This window comes from Candidatus Effluviviaceae Genus V sp. (assembly GCA_014728125.1).
Lineage (GTDB): Bacteria > Joyebacterota > Joyebacteria > Joyebacterales > Joyebacteraceae > WJMD01.
Genome location: WJMD01000183.1, coordinates 1 through 16553, shown reverse-complemented (window position 1 = coordinate 16553; position 16553 = coordinate 1). Strand labels below are relative to the sequence as shown.

The window sequence follows — 16553 nt, the reverse complement described above, 5'->3', positions numbered from 1 at the left end:
CTGCGATGAACGGAACGTGCCGCATCTCGCGCTACCTCACAGCGTACGTGGACGGGGAGCTCTCGGAACGGCGCAGGGCGAGGGTCGAGCGACACCTTGACCGCTGCCCCGCGTGCGCGGCCGAACTTGACTCGATTCGGGCGTTTGATAGAATCCTGAAGAAGGCGACTCCGCCGAGCGTTTCAGACGCGCGCTGGAGGGCGTTCGATCGCGAGCTCTCCGTGGAGCTCGACCGCATCGACCGCGAGTCGAGGCGGCGCACGCGTGCCCCGGAGGCTCGTCCGGTGCAGCGCGTCGACCGCCGGCTGGCCTTCGCTGCGGCCGGGGCCATCGCCGTGGGTCTTCTTCTGCTCGTCGTCCTCGGGCCCGTCGGCTTCAGAGGTGTCGGGACGGCGGCCGCCGGCAACGAGTGCTTCGTCGACAGCATCGAGTCGGTGACATCCGGTTACACGCCGATGTTCTTCACCTCGGACGACCCTGAGATGACCGTCATCTGGGTGTTCGCCGAGGAGACCGGTCCCGCTCCGGGAGCGGACGGCATCGGAGTCCGGTAGCGCGGACGAGGTGGGAACGGGGGAGGAGCGCAACAAGGTGAGAACTGCTATCGTGTTGGTCGCCATCGCCGTTCTCGTCTCTGCGGCTCCGGCATACTGCTCCGACGAGATTCGCATCGAGGTTACGTCGATCGGCGCATCCAGTCCGGCCGCCGGCCGTGGGAGCGATGAGCCGAAGGTCGACGCGAGACTCGCCGGCTTCGCCGATAAGCTGACCAGCCTCTTCGCCTACACACGCTATTCCTTTCTTGGCCGCATGCAGAGCCAGACGACCTTCGGTGAGCCGTCCCGCATCGCGATACCCGGGCGGTTCACGCTCGTCGTCGAGCCCCAGCGGTTCGAGGGGGACGAGCGCCACCGTATCGAGATGCTCGTGACGCTCACGCGCGACATTCCAAGGCAGCCGGCCGACGACGGGCGCCCGCCGAAGGACCCCGAGGTCCTTCTACGGACGAGGATCCGGCTGGAGAACGGGGGGACCGTGCTGCTCGGCGGTCCGGAGATCGAGAGCGGCGTTCTGATTCTGGCTCTGAGCGCGAAGGGCTGATCCTCTCACGACAGTGTCGCCATCCATGGCCGCCGGGTGCTCGATGCGCCCGGCGTTCGCACGTTCGGTGGGGCTCGCGCGGTCGCGTGAATAGGCCCGGGGGTACAGCGTCTAAGCATTCCAGCAGGGGCACGGTCGTTCGCCGGCCCCGTCGCGCAAAGAGACCCTGAACGGAACACGAAGGAGGCGGTCTCATGACAGACGTGCTACGGAACGCAGGCGAGCGCCACATCTTCTGGACCACGCTCCTCACACTCCTTGTGCTCCTCTCGTTGAGCGTGGCCTCCCCGGCCGCAGAGATCGCGGTCGAGGAGGCCCGCCCCGAGAGGGACGGAGGCGCCGCCGTTCCACGTGACGACGGTGAAGCGAGGGAGCGCGTCGTCGTCGTTCCTGAGCCGTCCTGGGACGGCTGGGACGACTGGGGACACGGGCGCCCCTGGCACCATCACGGCGCGCCGAGAGTCCAGCTCTGGGTCGACCGTGGTCCCTGGGGGGTCTACGCGCCCGGCGACCCTCTGTGGGTCTTCTTCCGCGTGGACCGCTCGTGTCACGTCACGATCATCGACTATGCGACGGACGGAAGCGTCCGCGTGCTCTTTCCGAACAGGTGGTCCGGCTCGAGTTTCGTTCATCCGGGGAGGACGTATCGGATTCCTCGAGACGGATGGTACTCACTCCGCATCGCTGGGCCGGGGGGCATTGAGACCCTCGTGGCATGCGCCCACGAGGTTCCCTGGCCCAGCGGACAGAGCGGCGCATGGGTCCCCCCGCACCGCTCACGCCGGGGTCGAGTCATCGTGGAAGGGCGGTCCGGTCCGCGGCACTCGCCGGGCCGCCCCGGCCGCGTCGTGACGCCCTCACCGCGTCACTGGCCGGTCCCGGATCCCTGGTACGATGCTCCCCGCCGCTGGTCCTGCGACGAGATCAGCTTCCGCGTCGCCGGATACGGGTGGGACGGCCACGGATGGTACGGCGGCCGACCGTACGGGTACCACGACGACCGATCGTACGAACCGCGCCCCGATGGAAGCCGGCGGGGCGACGGCGAGGGGTGGCGTCTGCTTCTCCGCGACGTCTTCACGATCGACGACGAGGAGGATGCCTACTTCCGGGAGATCGTGGAGGACGTCGTGCTGGTGGTCGAGTGCGTCGAGGGGAGAGAGGGTGAACCGACCGAGATCGAGGGCCGCATTGAGCGCGAGGACGGCGACCGCATCGAGTCGGTCTTCCGGATCGACGTCGAGGGTCGGAGAGGACATCGCCCCGACACGGACCGCGTCTACAAGGAGCTTCTCGAGCGCGAGGGCGTACGGCTCGAGATGCGGGTGGTCGACTTCTCCACGGAGAGGCCCGGACGCTGGGATTCGCCGGTGATCCGCTGGATCCGCTTCGAGGTGGATGTCTTAGAGGACTGACGGCCGACGACGGTTCGCGTCGCTGAACGAAGACGCGCCGCGGTCGATGGACCGAGATGAGCGAGAGGAGGGCTGACGATGATCCGAGAAGCGAAGAGATGGAGCGTTGCGGTTCTCATCGTGATCGTCCCGCTCCTGCTGTCGGGCTGCATCGTCTGGAGAGACTGCTGGTGGTGCGATGCGTCGCATCGCCCGCCCCGTATGGCGAGCCTCCGCGCCTATGTCTACGACTACTACTCGGGCGCGCCGCTCCCGTGGGCGGTCGTCGAGGTCTACGAGGAGGACTGGTGGTCGTGGGACTACATCGGCTCGTGGGGCGTCGGTCCGTACGGGTACGTCACGATCGACCTGGGGTACGTCTACTATGACGGCCACGGCGGACACGAGGAACGCGACTACCGCATCGAGGCCTACGCGGAGGGCTACTACGCTGAGTGGGTCGACATCGAGGTCGACTACTACGACACGCACGAGACGATCTACTTCTATCTCGCGCCGTGGTACGCGCGCGGGGACACATCAGGGGTCGCGGGCGCGGAGCCACCCGGGCCCGAGGAGGGTGACGGGGTGTTCGAGGGCGGCCGCGGAAGAGTGAAGCTCGGAGAGTCCGGGGAGGTTCAGTCGGACGGGACTCCCTGAGCCCGCGCAGCTCGAAGACGCTCGATGAGCTCGACGTACTCGCGCGCCTTCTCGTCCCAACTGTTGGACAGCGCGATGGTCTGCCGAACCGCTCGGCGGCGCTCAGCGTCGCCGAGCGCGTCTCTGACGGCCGCGGCGAACGCGTCGGGCTCCCGGGCCATGAAGACGAGGTCGCCGTACCGTTCGATCTCGCGGGAGAAGGGCGTCGACACGATGTTGAGCTCCATGGCGGCGTAGGTGTAGAGCTTGTTCGGGTTGATCGCCGCCGTCTTCTCGTTCAGAACGAACGGCGCGACGCCGACCGAGCATCTCGACATGAAGTCCGGGAGCCGTTCGTAGTCTATCCGTCCGGTGAAGAGCACCGACTCCCCGTACGTTCTCTCGAGCCGCCTGACCTCCGCACGGGCCATATCGAAGATCCTCCCGACGCAGACGAGCCCCGAACCCTCCTCGGCCGCCGTGACGATCGTCCGCTCGAGCGCGCTGAAGTCGATTCGATCGTCGATCGACCCGACGTAGATCACGAGAGCGTCGCGGCCCCCGAGCGGGGAGCGCGCGAGTTCCTCGGGCTCCTCGCCCATCTCGCGCCCCCGGAACGTCGTGAGATCGACCCCGTTTCCAATGACGACCCCGCGCCCGGCGACCGCTCTGAGACGTTCCGACGAGCAGACCACCTCATCGGCCGAGTCGACGAGGGCCTCGAACGCCTCAACGGCCTCCGCGCGGCAGTGCGGATAGAAATCATAGTGGAGATCGTTGAGGTCGTAGATGCACGGCGTGCCTGCCGCCGCGAGACGCGCGACTGGCCCGTGCGCCCAGATGTACGAGCAGATGACGATGTCGGGCTCGAAGGAGGTGGCGATCCGCCGGAGCCGGCGTTCGCCGAGCCTTGCCAGGAGCGGGGAGGCCGCCCGGACCAGCATGAGTCGGGCATTCGGTTTCGGGAGAGGCAGCGTCGCGTAGCGGACGAGCGGGCCGGGACGCGCGGTCCGCACCCGGAAGCTGTTCTCGCCGCGTGCGGCGTTCGCCGGCGAAGTGTAGAAGACGCTCCACGCTTCGGGGAAGCGGCGGATGAGATGATGCTTCCTCGAGACCTGCGAGCGCCACTGGACCTCGGCGATGTAGAGAACGCGCATCGTGCCTCCCGTCCGAACGTCGCGAGTCTAACGCCTGACCGGGGTGCGCGCCAACGATGATTCGAGCCCGGTTGACGCGGGACCGGGTGTGGCCGATACTGCTTCCGGAGACAGCGAACACGATCCCATCCGAGGAGGCAGACATGGAGCTCAAGGTCGTTCCGGTGGAGTTTCCCGATGGAGCCAACATCGTGATCGGGCAGAGCCACTTCATCAAGACGGTCGAGGATCTCTACGAGGCGATGACGTCGTCGGCGCCGGGACTCACGTTCGGGCTTGCGTTCGCGGAGGCGTCCGGACCGCGTCTGATCAGAAGGGACGGGAGCGACCCGGAACTCATTGACGTTGCCGTGCGGATCATGCGGGACGTCGGGGCCGGGCACAGTTTTGCGATCGTGATGGGCGACGGGTTTCCCATCAACATTCTGAACGCGGTGAAGAACTGTTCGGAGGTCTGCCGCGTCTACTGCGCGACGGCCAATCCGGTCCAGGTGATCGTCGCCGAGACCGAACAGGGCAGGGGGATCCTCGGGGTCGTCGACGGGGGAAGTCCGAGCGGCGTCGAGACGGACGACGACGTCAGCGAGCGGCTCGAGTTCCTCAGGAAGATCGGCTACAAGCGGTGATCTTGACGGGCGGGAGGCGGCGGCACACCCGGAGAAAAGCCTGTCAGCTGGGACAGTTCCGGACGAGCTTCCTGGCGTCGTTCGCCATCTCGCGGGGGACGAGGACCTTGGTGCAGGCGTTGGCCGGTTCGTGGGGGAAGAGCTCGTTGCTCAGGAAGCAGGGGATCCCGCTCTCCTCCAGAAACTCGCGCAGGCGACCGACGCCGTCCTCGTCGTCCGCCGTCTCAATGACCACGAGACCTTCCGAGGGAAGATCCTCGTCGACGCTCTCGTCGACGTCATCGTCGTCGCCGTCGTCGAGCTCGGGCTCGACGGTCGCGAGGAGCGGCACGTTGCAATCGGGACAGTCCTCGGTGCCGTTCGAGAACTCGCGTTTGCACTCCGGGCAGATCGGCACTTCGTTTCCTCCTGAGGATCTCGTCGGTCTGGACGCCGCGCGCACGTACGATACTAGCAACGGCTTCGGGACTGTCAAACAGATTCTTGTCGAGCCGAGTCGTTGACCGACGCGAGCGGTTCCGGCTAGCATCGAGGGACGGCTTTCGAGGTGGAAGCCACGGCTTTCCCGCGGTTCGCGGCGCCGACCGACCTGGTCGCCCGGCGTCCCGAGACCGGGTGTCGACGCTCCGAACGGAGGTGGAGACGTGAGAACGAGAGTCGCGACCAGCGTACTGGCGGTGCTCCTGTTGCTCGGCGCGGCCGCGCCGGTCTGGAGCGGGGCGAGTTATCACTTCGCCGTATTGAGCGACAGAACCGGCGGGCACACGGAAGGCGTCTACCCCCGGGTGATCGAGGAGATCGCGCGACTCAACCCCGACTTCGTCGTCACGGTCGGCGATCAGATCGAGGGGTACACCGACGACGACCAACTTGCGAACGCTCAGTGGGACACGATCGAGAGCTTCCTCGGCCGACTCGACTGCCCGGTCTATCTGACGGCTGGGAACCACGACATCTGGTCCGACGAGTCCGAGCAGATCTACAGAGAACGAACGGGCTTCGATCCGTTCTACTCCTTCGACCATTCCGGCACACACTTCGTCGTGCTCGACAACTCGCGCCTCGAATCGTGGGAAGACGATCCCGAACAGCTCGAGTGGCTCGACACCGATCTCGCCGCAGCGGCCGGCGCGGAGCGCGTCTTCATATTCGCACACAAGCCGCTCTGGACTCAGACGCTGGCGCTGGGTGAGGACGATCCGCTCCACGAGATCCTCACGGCGCACGACGTCGACATCCACTTCACGGGGCACCTCCACCACTACTTTTCCGCGGAATACGACGGAGTCCGGTACGTCTCGATGGGCAGCTCCGGCGGCGGCGTCCTGGGTTCGGACAGGTCACCCGCCCGCGGGCAGTTCTTCCAGTTCGGATGGGTCACCGTCGATGATGCTGAGCACGAGCTCGCGATCGTAGAGCTGGGCGCGATACACGACCCGGACGTCTCGACGATCGCCGTCCAGAAGGAGATCCGCCTGGCGGAGGGCGAGCTCATCCGCGTACACCCGATCGTCCTCGAACACGGCGACAGCGTCGACGGGGACATCGTCGTTGTCGTTGAGAACCGTTCGCCCGAGACGCTCCGCAGCGCGGTCGAGTGGAGCACTCCGGACGGGTGGAGCATCGATCCGCTGTCGGCTCCCGTCTCCGTGGAGCCGGGCCAGGTCGAGGAGGTCGTCTTCCGCGGGATCTCCCGGGAACCTCTTTTCCCGGTTCCGACGTTCTCTCTGGAGTACCCGCTGAGCGACGGCCGCACTATCCGGGCGGGAGGCGCTCCACGGGTCGTCCGCGTCGCCGAGGCCGGGGAGCTGGGGAGCGCTCCGGTGATCGACGGCCGTGTCGTCGAACGGTGCTGGAGCGACGCCGGCGTCGAGGACAGCTTCTACTCCGAGAACGGCGCGCCGGGCGTTGAGGGCGCCACGGAGTTCCTCTTCGGCTACGATGACTCGAATATCTACCTGGCCGCGGTCTGCCACGATCCGGGTGTCGACGACCTGGTCGCCGACGTTCAGGAGCGGGACGGGCCCGTCTACGGTGAGGACTGTGTGGGGTTCTTCATCCAGCCTGACATGGACGAGATGGCCGTCTACCAGGTCTACGTCAACCCCGCCGGGACGGTCTTCGACCAGCGGATCACCTTCGACGAGACGATGTGGTACACGACGCATGTCGATTGGAACGGCGGGATCGAAGCGTCCGGCGATGTCGGCGAGGACCGCTGGACGGCGGAGATCCGGATCCCGTTCGAGGTGATCGGCCTCGACGCGCCGCCCCAGGGCTCGGTGGGGCTCAACTTTCGGAGAAAGCAGCCCGACGGCTGGCCGCCGGCCGATTGGCAGGTGCCGATCGACTACGACCCGCACACTTTCGGCCGGCTTCGCTTCGTCCGCGACTAGCCGGAGCCGCGAGCGTGAAGAACCGCTGCGACCTCATCGTGATCGGGGGAGGCCCTGCCGGCGCATCGTGCGCTGAGCGGGCGGCACGTCTCGGGCTCTCGGTCGCGCTCCTCGAGCGCGCGCGTTTCCCGCGTCCGAAGCCGTGTGCGGCCGGCATCTCGGTCCGTGCGATGCCCGTTCTCGGGGAGCTTCCGGGTGAGCTCGTCCACGCGCGACCGGGCATTGGTGAGATCGTCCTGTCGAACGACACGGAGCTCATCTGGCGGGGTGGGGTCCCTGCCGTGCTCACGACAACGCGGGCCGAGCTCGACCTTCATCTTCTCGACAGGGCGCGGCGCGCCGGGGCCCACGTCGTCGAGGGCGCGGCGGCGCGCATCCGGGACGCGACCGGGAGCTGTGTGGTCGAAGCCGGCGGCGACAGGTGGAGCGCCCCGTGGATCGTGGCGGCGGACGGGGCCGCCGGAGGAAGCCGGGCCGCGCTCGGTATCGACCCGCTCCGTGTGGCCGGCGCCGTCTACGTCCGGGTGCTCCTCGATGCCTCACGACTCGAGTCCCACCACAACCGCGCGATCTTCGACCTCCGCGCGGTTCGCTCCGGTTACGGCTGGGTCTTCCCCAAGCGCGATCATCTGTCTGTCGGCGTCTACCAGAGGCGACCGGTGGGCCGTCGCCTGCGCGCCGCGCTCACCGGCTTCCTGAGAGAGTGGGGATTCGGTGACGATCCCCTGGAGGGCCCGTTCGCCTCCCCGGTTCCGCTCCGCGCGGGGCCGTTCGGCAGCGAACGCGTGCTGCTTGCGGGCGACGCGGCCGGTCTGGCCGACCCGATCACCGGGGAGGGCATTCCGCACGCCGTCGAGAGCGGACGCGCCGCAGCGGAGTGCGTCGCGAGCGCCCTCGCGTCCGGGGAGGACGCGCTCGCCGACTACCGGAACGGGATTCGCCGGGGGGCGCTGTCCCGGGTGAACGAGTTCCGGTTCCTCGGGCGCCTCGTGTACGCTGTGGGGTCTGAGTTCATCGGGCGCGTTCTGATGACGCCCGTGATGCGCGGCCTCGCCGGGCGCATCGCTCCTTCGTTCTCAACGAACACCTGTGAGGAGCTTCATGTCAGGAGGACCGGCGCTCGTCGTTCTCGCTAACGACCTTCCGGACTCCAGCTACGGGGCGGAGAGACTGGCCGAGGCGTTCGAGCCCCTTTTCGATACGCGGATCGTCGACCCGACTCAGGGTCTGAGCAAGACGGCGTCCCGGTTCGATGCTGAGCCGCACGCGCTCGTCCTTGCCGGGAGCGACCGCAGCGTGAGCGACGAGCTTCCCTGGATGCTCGAGGAGCAGGAGCTCGTTCGGCACGCCGCCCTGTGCGGGATGCCGGTCCTCGGCATCTGCTTCGGTCATCAGCTCATCGCCGTCGCGTTCGGAGCGTCGCTTCTGAAGAGGAGTAAGCGCGTGGGTATCCACGACATCCGTGTCGCCGTCGACGATCCGGTTCTCGGGAGCACGGGGAGCGTCTTCCGCGCGCCCGAGCAGAACGCCGAGCACGTCGCCGCGGCGCCCGAGGGCTTCGAGTGTGTCGCCGCGTCCGACACGTGCGCGGTCGAGGCGATCCGCTCGAGGTCGTGCCCAATCTACGGCTTCCAGTTCCATCCCTGCTACGGAGACGACGTGCTGGAGATCGACGAGGCGTGGCAGGGCTTCGAACGCTCGCGTTTCCGTCACGACGGAGCGGAGGTACTGGCCCGGACGGCGGCGTTCTTCAGCGAGGTGTGCGGAGGGCGTGCCCGAGGATCTTGTAGGTGAGCCGAGCCGCAGCGAAGGCCGAGACGGCGTCTCCGCCGACGGGTCGCAGCTCGACGACGTCCGCGGCGAGGACGCGGGAAGCTCCGAAGACGCGGTCCATCAGCGCGAGGGTTTCGTACCAGAGGAGTCCGCCGGGCTCCGGTGTGCCGACGCCGGGGACGACCGACGGGTCGAGCCCGTCGAGGTCGATGCTCAGGTAGACGTTCCTCCCGGCGACCGCATCCCGGACGCGGTCGATCCACTCCCGGCCGGTACCGCGCCGGCGCGAGGCCTCGACGCGGGCCGCATCGATGATGGTGATATCGAGAGTCGAGAGCGCTCCGGCCTCGTCGCCCGACATGCTGCGGACCCCCACCTCGATCACCTGGTGGCCGTCGTCCACGACCCGACGGAGCGCGCATGCGTGACTGTACCGGGAGCCCTGGTACTCGTCGCGCAGATCGGCATGGGCGTCGATCGAGACGACAACGAGTTCCGTTGCGCAGCGTGCGGCGCCCCGAACACACCCGACGGTCACCGTGTGTTCGCCGCCCAGTGAGCAGACGAAGACGCCGCGTTCGAGCTCGGACGCGACCGCGTCGGCGATGCGGCCGAGCACCGCCTCGGGTCGGCCCTCGACGTCGACGGGCGGGCGTGTCGCGGTCCCGGCGCGCCACGGTTCGTCGCCGGCCAGTTCGTCGTAGAGCTCGACCTGCGTCGAGGCCTCGAGAATGGCGCGGGGACCGCCGGCCGTACCCTCGTGATAGCTGGTCGTCGCCTCGTAGGGAACCGGGAGCACGACCGCCCGCGGGCGGTCGGACGGCTCGACGCCGAGGAACTGGGGCCATCGCTCTCGGTCAGAGGTCACAGCGTGCCCCTCTCAGGCGGTCGTGTCGCCGAGGTTGAGCGGCGGGACCGCGAAGACCGCGGCCGCGACCACCGTCGTCCACATCCCGCCCTTGTGCCCCACGGCGGTCTGCGTGATGTTGCTCGTCCGCACGATCGCGTCGCTGATCCGCCAGATCTCCTTGCGGTCGTCGTAGCTCGAGTCCGGGTCGAAGGGGACGCCGAGCGTCGTGGCCAGCATCTGCGCCGCGAGGTCCTCGGCGTAGTCCCCGGCGATCCCCTCCCGCTCGCCGAAGCTGTGATGTTCGGAGAGGTAGCCGTACTTCCCCGGATCCTTCGGTCTGGCGACGCCCACCGAGGCGGCCACCAGACGGTGAGGCTCGTTTGTCGCGTTGTCCGACATGACGACGAAGAGTATCTGCCCGTCGTTCAGCTTCGACAGTCCGGCCCGCTTCGATATGATCCGCGCCCCCGGAGGGAGAATGCTGGAGACCCGGACGAGGTTGAACGTGGCGAGCCCGGCCTTCCTGAGGGCCATCTCGAAGCTGGCGAGCTTCTCCTTATGGCGGCCGACCCCCTTCGTCAGGAAGATCTCAGGTGCTCTGCTCATCGTGGCATTCCTTACACGGCGGGGGAGGTCTCTCGATGGTCTGGAACGGAGCGTCCCGGCCCCCCGTTGGCCCGGAGCCCGGACGGATTATAACGCCGAGCTCCGAGCGGCGTCAATCGACTCGGACAGGTCCTGCGGCCGCACACCGTCCGCGTTGACGCGGTCCTGTCGCCCCGCGTATCATCGGTCTCTCAGGGAGGTGCGCATGTGCAGGATGATCGCGGCGTCCGGCCGCTTCGACGTCGTCGCTCTCACCGATGGCCTCAGAGCGATGGCGTCGAACGACAACCGGCCGTTCCACCACGAGTACAGCGACCGCGGCTCCGACTTCGTCCACGCCGACGGCTGGGGTGTCGCGTGGTGCGAGGACGGACGGGTTCGTGTCGAGCGCGGCGTCGAGCCGTGCTTCGAGGATCCTGCGTTCGAGTCGGCGGCCCGCGTCGACACGGAGCTTCTCATCCTCCACGCCAGACGCGGCACCGGAGACAGCGGCGTCGCCCGGGAGAATACCCATCCGTTCACCGCGGTGCTCGACGGACGGGAGTGGGTCTTCTGTCACAACGGCACGGTCAGGGACACGTCGTCGCTCCTGGCGGTCGAGGGCATCCGGCCCCTGGGCGGCACCGACTCCGAGCGTCTCTTTCACCACGTCCTCGCCGGAGCCGACCCGTCCGACATCGTCGGCTCGCTGAAGGCATCGCTCGACGGGGTCGTCGACTTCACCTGTCTCAACTCCTTCCTCCTGACGGACCGGCGGCTCGCCTACGCCGCCCGGGCGGAGCCGGGCACGGAACGGCCTCGCTACTACACGCTGTGGATCGGCTCGGGCGACGAGTTCACGGTGGTCTCATCGGAGCCGCTCGAGGCCCTCGACATCGAGTGGACGCCGATGAGCGAGGGCGCGGCCCTGCTGCGGGCCGACGGGGGCTGAACGCCCCGTCATTGATTCTCTGCGTAATCTGTGATATGATAAGGTATTGAGCGTGCGCACGGGCTCCCGGGCCGTCAGGCCTTGGAGAGTCGGGCGCGCGGGGTTAGGTATGAGAGAGACCGTCGGTGCGACGGACGCTGGCGGCCATCGTCATATGAGCGGCACACCTGTACACACAGCGGAAGGAGCCGCAGGATGAGAACGACGACCCGCATCTTCGTACTCACTCTCGCGCTGGTCGCGCTGGCCGCGGCGGCCCACGGGGCCGACGGGGGCCCGAAGATCCAGGCGCTCGTCGAGTTCGAGTCGTACGCCGAGTGGAGGGAGTTCGTGAGCACTCCCGGACTCGACGTCATGCGCTCGAAGCCGGGCATCATGGTCCAGATCGTGACAGACGCGGAAGAGCTGGAGGAACTCCGCTCGCGGGGTCTCCGCATCACGGTCGAGATCGAGGACATGGAGCGTCACTACGCGTCCCGGATCCGCGGACCGAACTTCGGCGACTTCCACACGTACTCGGAGATGATCGACTTCATCGACGACCTCCACGCCGACTATCCTCTCATCACGACGGCCCGCGAGTCGATCGGAGCGTCGTGGGAGGGGAGGGCGATCTGGGCCATCAAGATCTCCGACAACCCCGACGTCGATGAGTCGGAGCCGGAGGTCTTCTTCGACGGCATGCACCACGCGCGCGAGCCGATGTCGCTCGAGGTCCAGCTCCACTACATGACCTGGCTCTGCTCCAACTACGGGACCGACCCCGAGGCGACCTTCCTCGTCGACAACCGCGAGATCTGGTTCGTCCCGGTCGTCAATCCCGACGGCTTCGTCTACAACGAGACGACCTACCCCTCGGGCGGCGGCATGTGGCGCAAGAACCGGCGGGACAACGCGGGCTCGTCCTGCTACGGCGTCGACCCCAACAGGAACTACGACTACATGTGGGGGACCTCGGGCATCTCATTCGATCCCTGCAGCGACGTCTACTGCGGACCGTCGGGCTTCTCCGAGCCCGAGATCCAGGCCTACAGGGACTTCGTGCTCGATCGCGACTTCATCACGAACGTGACCTTCCACTCGGTAGCCGGCATGGTTCTTCTGCCGTGGGGCTACGACTACAATGACCAGACGCCCGACGACGCGCTCTTCCGGACGATGGCCAACGAGATGGCCAAGTACAACGGGTATCAGGTCGGACAGGCCGGTGAGATTCTCTACGACTGCAGCGGCACGACCTGCGACTGGGCCTACGGCGTCGCCGACGTCCTCTCGCTCTGCGTCGAGGTCTCCGGGTCCGGGTTCTGGCCGGCGGAGAGCGAGATCGCGGGGCTGAACGAGGAGTGCCTCTGGCCGCAGATCTACGTGACGCGGGTGGCCGGCGGATATCTCGGCGTCGACGAGTACACGCTCTCGGGCGGTGACGGAGACGGCGAGCCGGACGCCGGGGAGACCCTCGATCTCGTCGCGACCATCGAGAATCAGGGCGTCGGCCTCGACATGACGAACGTCGACGTGACGCTCTCGACCGACGACGCGTACGTCACGCTCCACGACGCGACGACGACGCTCGGCTCGGTCCCCGCGCTCTCGACCGCCGACAACGGCTCCGATCCGTTCTCGTTCACCCTCGACGCGTCGTGTCCCGACGGGCACGGTCTGACGCTGACGCTGGAGATCTCGGGCGACAATTTCTACGCCGAGGAAGACATCTCCTGGATGGTCGGTACGCCGACCGTCGTCTTCTCGGACGACATGGAGAGCGGAACGGGCAACTGGGTCGAGAGCGACGGGTACTGGGGACTCACATCCTCGACGTACCACTCGTCCTCGAACTCGTACACGGACAGCCCCTCGGGTTCCTACGGCAACTACCGGAACACGTGGATCGAGCTCGCGACCCCCATCGATTTCTCGAACGCGGCCGCCGCCGAGCTCTCGTTCTGGCACCGGGTGAACACCGAGACCGACTATGACTACTGCTACGTCGAGGCCTCGGCCGACAACGGCGCAACGTGGTCTCAGGTCGGACCCAAGTACCACAGCGACAACGGCGGCTGGGAGCAGGTCGATCTGGACCTCTCACCGTACGTCGGCACCGACCAGTTCACGCTCCGCTTCCGGTTCAACTCGGACGCGTATGTGACCGACGACGGCTGGTACATCGACGACGTCACGATCTACGGACCCGATCCCTCGAACGCCCCGCCGGGTGCGCCGGTCCTCTCCGACCCGCCGGACGGCGGAACCGTCTCGACCCCGACGCCTGCGCTCGAGGTCTCGAACGCGACCGACGCGGACGCCGGCGACGTCCTGACATACGGGTTCCTCGTCTACGACGACGCCGAGAGAACGAGTCTCGTGACCTCGACGACCGGGGTTGCCGAGGGGAGCGGGACGACCGCGTGGACCGTCGGTACGTCGCTCGGGAGCGGTACCTACTACTGGACGGCGTACGCCGACGACGGCACCGAGCGCGGTCCCCTGATGGAGACCGGCTCGTTCACCGTCGACGATACGGGCATCGAGGGCGGCCCCGCGAAGCTGGCGCTTCACCCGCCGCTCCCCAACCCGTTCGCCGGGCGGACGATGATCAGCTTCGAGTCGCCGGCGGCGACCGAGGCGCGGGTCGAGGTCTACAGCGTTGACGGCCGACTCGTTCGCACGCTGCTCGCGGGAACGGTCGGCGCCGGGCGCACGGAGCTCTCCTGGGACGGCCGGGACCAGACCGGGCGGAGACTCGGAAGCGGTCTGTACTTCGTGCGCGTCTCGACGCCCGAGGAGACGCGGCACGGCAAGATCGTCGTCCTCCGGTAGTTCCGAAGGAACAGCTCAACTCCGAACGGGGCCCGCCGCATCGCGCGGCGGGCCCTTTCTTCATGCCGGAACGGCATTCAGCCCCGGCGACGGGATCGTGCGGGCCGTCTTCCCTCCGTTTGGTACGTCCCTTGCAAGAACATCGGTCGGGCGGGTGCGGCCTGGATGGGTCGTTCATCGCGCCGCCGCGAACGCGCACGACGCGAGAGAGGCCAACGAGGGGAGCCGGGGACATATGCGGGGTTCGACGATGCGGGCACTTCTTCTGCTGGGGCTGGGGCTTCTCCTGGGGTCGTGCTCCAGCACGGTCGGGCCATCGAGCCCTGCCGCCGACGGCGTGGCCGTCCGCATGGTGAGCGGCACGGTCATCCTGCCGGAGGGTGCGGCCGCTGATCCGGCCGACCTCGAGGTCGTGTCGATGGCCTCCCGCGCGCCGGTCGGAGCGGACGGAGCGTACAGCATCGAGATCCCCGAGACCGACGGGACCCAGATCCTGGCGGTCGTGGATGCCGCGGGCGCACCCGTCATGCTCGGTTCCGCCGGACCGGACGAGACGACCGGCGTCGGGATCGACGCGCCCTCGACGGCGCTCTCACTCGTCTTGATGAACCCGTATACCCTGATGTTCTCGCCGTCGGACCGCGCTGAGATCGCTCTCGCGGCACAGTCCAAGACGGACTGGCCCAGCGTGGTGGCCGCGGCCGAACAGGTCGTCGCCAGCTCGGCTTCGTCGCGGCTCGACGGCAACCTCGAGCCGGCGCTCATGCAGCTCGCGAGCGAACTCGTGATCGACGTCCTCGACGATTATCCAGCCGAGATGGTGTCGCTGGCGTCGCCGTGGATGGAGGACGCCCCCGGTGATGATGTCACCTGCGTCAACCCCGATCCGGTCTACTACGCCGGCAGGGTGACGACGATGGGAGGGAGCGACACGCTTCTCTTCGTCGTCAACTCGGAGAGGAACCGAGTCCGCGTCTCGCCTGCGTGGCCTCCGGCCGTCGACGCGGCGCTGGCGTCCCGTACGACGCTCGACCTCGGGGACGGCACGTTCGAGGTGGCCTTCTTCCGGGGCTCGTTCCGCACATTCGACAGATCGACGGGGGACGGACTCGCGTCGACCTGGAACGCGGCCCGGATGATCGCTGAGCTTCTCAACCTGTGCGGCGGCGTTGCCCCGGCGCCCGACCCCTCGCAGCTGGACCTGTCCGGGATGGCGACCGGAGCGCTCGCAGGCCGTGTGGGTTCCGGCGACACGTACGGATTCGTCGAGGGCGTCATGGGTCTGACCGTCGGCGCGTCGGACGTCCTCGCCCAGTGGTTGTGGGGCGAGGAGAACGAGGACTGCGCGGACTACCTGGAGGCCGTCTGCCCGGTCATCCAGGGTCTTTCCTTCTCGACGGAGGTCGTGGCCGGAGGGGAGAAGAGGATTCCCGTCGTGTCGACGCTCGTCGCCGCGAAGCCGGAGGATGCGCAGCGCATCAGCCAGCTTGACGGCGTCATGACGAACGCGGGGACGCACGCGCCTCCCGAGGCCGCCTTCGAGGTCGATCCCCCGTTCGCGACCGTCGGTTATCCTGTTTCGTTCGACGCCACGTCGGTCACCGACGCGGACGACCCGGTCACGGACCTCGAGGTCCGCTGGGACTGGGAGAACGACGGTACGTGGGACACGTCCTGGAACCGGATCAAGACGGCCGTCAGGATGTTCGACTCCCGGGGTCTCACCGAGGTGGCACTGCAGGTCCGGGACCCGAGGCACCTGAACGACACGGTCGTCCACGCGGTCAACGTCGGAGGGAGTGAGGAGACCGCGTCACATGTCGTGATACTCCGCGACGAGGTCCCGTGGTCGCCGACCGTTCCAGCCATCCTCGATCAGATGCTCGAGGTCATGGGGATCACGGAGGGCGACGGACCGAACCAGTACGAGGTCGTCGGATCCGATGACCTGCTGTCGCTCGATCTCACGCCGGGCGAGGACCTCGTCATTGTCCAGAGCGATCAGCCCCAGGCCTTCTACAATGCCTACGCCGCATCTCAGGTCATGCTCTCGCGATTCGTGGCGGGCGGCGGGACGCTCTTTTGGGAGGCATGCGATCTCGGCGCTCACGGAGGCTCGATCACGGACGCCGGAATCGAGCTCCCTGGAGCGGTCACGCTGTCGCACTACCAGACCTGGTACAACTACGTCAGCCTTCCCGGTGCGCCGATCGTCGAAGGGCTCCCGGAGGAGCTCTACGGCCAGTACGCGAGCCACGCGGCC

The 16553-nt window shown here is 67.6% G+C and carries 15 protein-coding genes; 11 read left to right on the top strand and 4 right to left on the bottom strand.

Annotated features, from left to right (window positions below):
- Positions 1-5 precede the first annotated feature (5 nt).
- From GF405_10810 to GF405_10795, 4 genes are all read left to right on the top strand, one after another.
- Complete coding sequence (locus GF405_10810) at positions 6-554, top strand: hypothetical protein (protein ID MBD3368642.1); 549 nt, start codon at positions 6-8, stop codon at positions 552-554.
- A gap of 37 nt (positions 555-591) precedes the next feature.
- Positions 592-1101 (top strand): hypothetical protein, encoded by a 510-nt coding sequence (locus GF405_10805; protein MBD3368641.1) that lies wholly within the window; start codon positions 592-594, stop codon positions 1099-1101.
- Positions 1102-1295: 194 nt separating this feature from the next.
- Entirely contained in the window at positions 1296-2516 is a 1221-nt protein-coding gene (locus tag GF405_10800; GenBank protein ID MBD3368640.1) for a DUF4384 domain-containing protein, read from the top strand.
- Between the two features lie 78 nt (positions 2517-2594).
- A complete protein-coding gene (locus GF405_10795; protein ID MBD3368639.1) occupies positions 2595-3155 on the top strand; it encodes a hypothetical protein in 561 nt (186 codons plus the stop codon).
- Here GF405_10795 and GF405_10790 read toward each other — a convergent pair.
- The gene (locus GF405_10790; GenBank protein ID MBD3368638.1) at positions 3134-4291 is read right to left on the bottom strand and encodes a glycosyltransferase; all 1158 of its coding nucleotides are present in this window, start codon (positions 4289-4291) and stop codon (positions 3134-3136) included. The two genes, GF405_10795 and GF405_10790, sit on opposite strands and share 22 nt — an antisense overlap.
- A gap of 143 nt (positions 4292-4434) precedes the next feature.
- On the opposite strand from GF405_10790, the gene GF405_10785 reads away from it, so the two are divergent.
- On the top strand, positions 4435-4917 hold the full coding sequence (locus GF405_10785; protein ID MBD3368637.1) for an adenosine monophosphate-protein transferase: 483 nt from the start codon (positions 4435-4437) through the stop codon (positions 4915-4917).
- Between the two features lie 43 nt (positions 4918-4960).
- Here GF405_10785 and GF405_10780 read toward each other — a convergent pair whose 3' ends face one another.
- The gene (locus GF405_10780) at positions 4961-5314 is read right to left on the bottom strand and encodes a hypothetical protein (protein MBD3368636.1); all 354 of its coding nucleotides are present in this window, start codon (positions 5312-5314) and stop codon (positions 4961-4963) included.
- A gap of 247 nt (positions 5315-5561) precedes the next feature.
- On the opposite strand from GF405_10780, the gene GF405_10775 reads away from it, so the two are divergent.
- From GF405_10775 to GF405_10765, 3 genes are read left to right on the top strand one after another with little or no spacing between them, the layout of a single operon-like run.
- Complete coding sequence (locus tag GF405_10775; GenBank protein MBD3368635.1) at positions 5562-7313, top strand: hypothetical protein; 1752 nt, start codon at positions 5562-5564, stop codon at positions 7311-7313.
- A complete protein-coding gene (locus GF405_10770) occupies positions 7091-8449 on the top strand; it encodes a geranylgeranyl reductase family protein (protein ID MBD3368634.1) in 1359 nt (452 codons plus the stop codon). The genes GF405_10775 and GF405_10770 overlap by 223 nt, the downstream gene beginning before the upstream one ends.
- Entirely contained in the window at positions 8415-9107 is a 693-nt protein-coding gene (locus GF405_10765; protein ID MBD3368633.1) for a hypothetical protein, read from the top strand. Before GF405_10770 ends, GF405_10765 begins: the two co-directional genes overlap by 35 nt.
- On the opposite strand, the gene speB is transcribed toward GF405_10765, so the two are convergent.
- Entirely contained in the window at positions 9064-9954 is an 891-nt protein-coding gene (speB, locus tag GF405_10760; GenBank protein MBD3368632.1) for an agmatinase, read from the bottom strand. The genes GF405_10765 and speB overlap by 44 nt on opposite strands.
- A gap of 12 nt (positions 9955-9966) precedes the next feature.
- Entirely contained in the window at positions 9967-10542 is a 576-nt protein-coding gene (locus GF405_10755) for an arginine decarboxylase, pyruvoyl-dependent (protein MBD3368631.1), read from the bottom strand.
- A gap of 205 nt (positions 10543-10747) precedes the next feature.
- Between GF405_10755 and GF405_10750 the strand changes: the two genes are divergently transcribed.
- From GF405_10750 to GF405_10740, 3 genes are all read left to right on the top strand, one after another.
- Entirely contained in the window at positions 10748-11473 is a 726-nt protein-coding gene (locus tag GF405_10750) for a hypothetical protein (GenBank protein MBD3368630.1), read from the top strand.
- A gap of 195 nt (positions 11474-11668) precedes the next feature.
- The gene (locus GF405_10745; GenBank protein MBD3368629.1) at positions 11669-14290 is read left to right on the top strand and encodes a T9SS type A sorting domain-containing protein; all 2622 of its coding nucleotides are present in this window, start codon (positions 11669-11671) and stop codon (positions 14288-14290) included.
- Positions 14291-14525: 235 nt separating this feature from the next.
- On the top strand, positions 14526-16553 hold a 2028-nt coding region (locus GF405_10740; protein MBD3368628.1), incomplete at its 3' end, for a hypothetical protein.

Excerpts from the sequence above, each read along its gene's own strand:
- GF405_10810 (MBD3368642.1), top strand. The coding sequence starts at position 6 with ATGAACGGAACGTGCCGCATCTCGCGCTACCTCACAGCGTACGTGGAC.
- GF405_10755 (MBD3368631.1), bottom strand. The coding sequence starts at position 10,542 with ATGAGCAGAGCACCTGAGATCTTCCTGACGAAGGGGGTCGGCCGCCAT.
- GF405_10800 (MBD3368640.1), top strand. The coding sequence starts at position 1,296 with ATGACAGACGTGCTACGGAACGCAGGCGAGCGCCACATCTTCTGGACC.
- GF405_10745 (MBD3368629.1), top strand. The coding sequence starts at position 11,669 with ATGAGAACGACGACCCGCATCTTCGTACTCACTCTCGCGCTGGTCGCG.
- GF405_10765 (MBD3368633.1), top strand. The coding sequence starts at position 8,415 with ATGTCAGGAGGACCGGCGCTCGTCGTTCTCGCTAACGACCTTCCGGAC.
- GF405_10795 (MBD3368639.1), top strand. The coding sequence starts at position 2,595 with ATGATCCGAGAAGCGAAGAGATGGAGCGTTGCGGTTCTCATCGTGATC.
- GF405_10790 (MBD3368638.1), bottom strand. The coding sequence starts at position 4,291 with ATGCGCGTTCTCTACATCGCCGAGGTCCAGTGGCGCTCGCAGGTCTCG.
- GF405_10785 (MBD3368637.1), top strand. The coding sequence starts at position 4,435 with ATGGAGCTCAAGGTCGTTCCGGTGGAGTTTCCCGATGGAGCCAACATC.
- GF405_10750 (MBD3368630.1), top strand. The coding sequence starts at position 10,748 with ATGTGCAGGATGATCGCGGCGTCCGGCCGCTTCGACGTCGTCGCTCTC.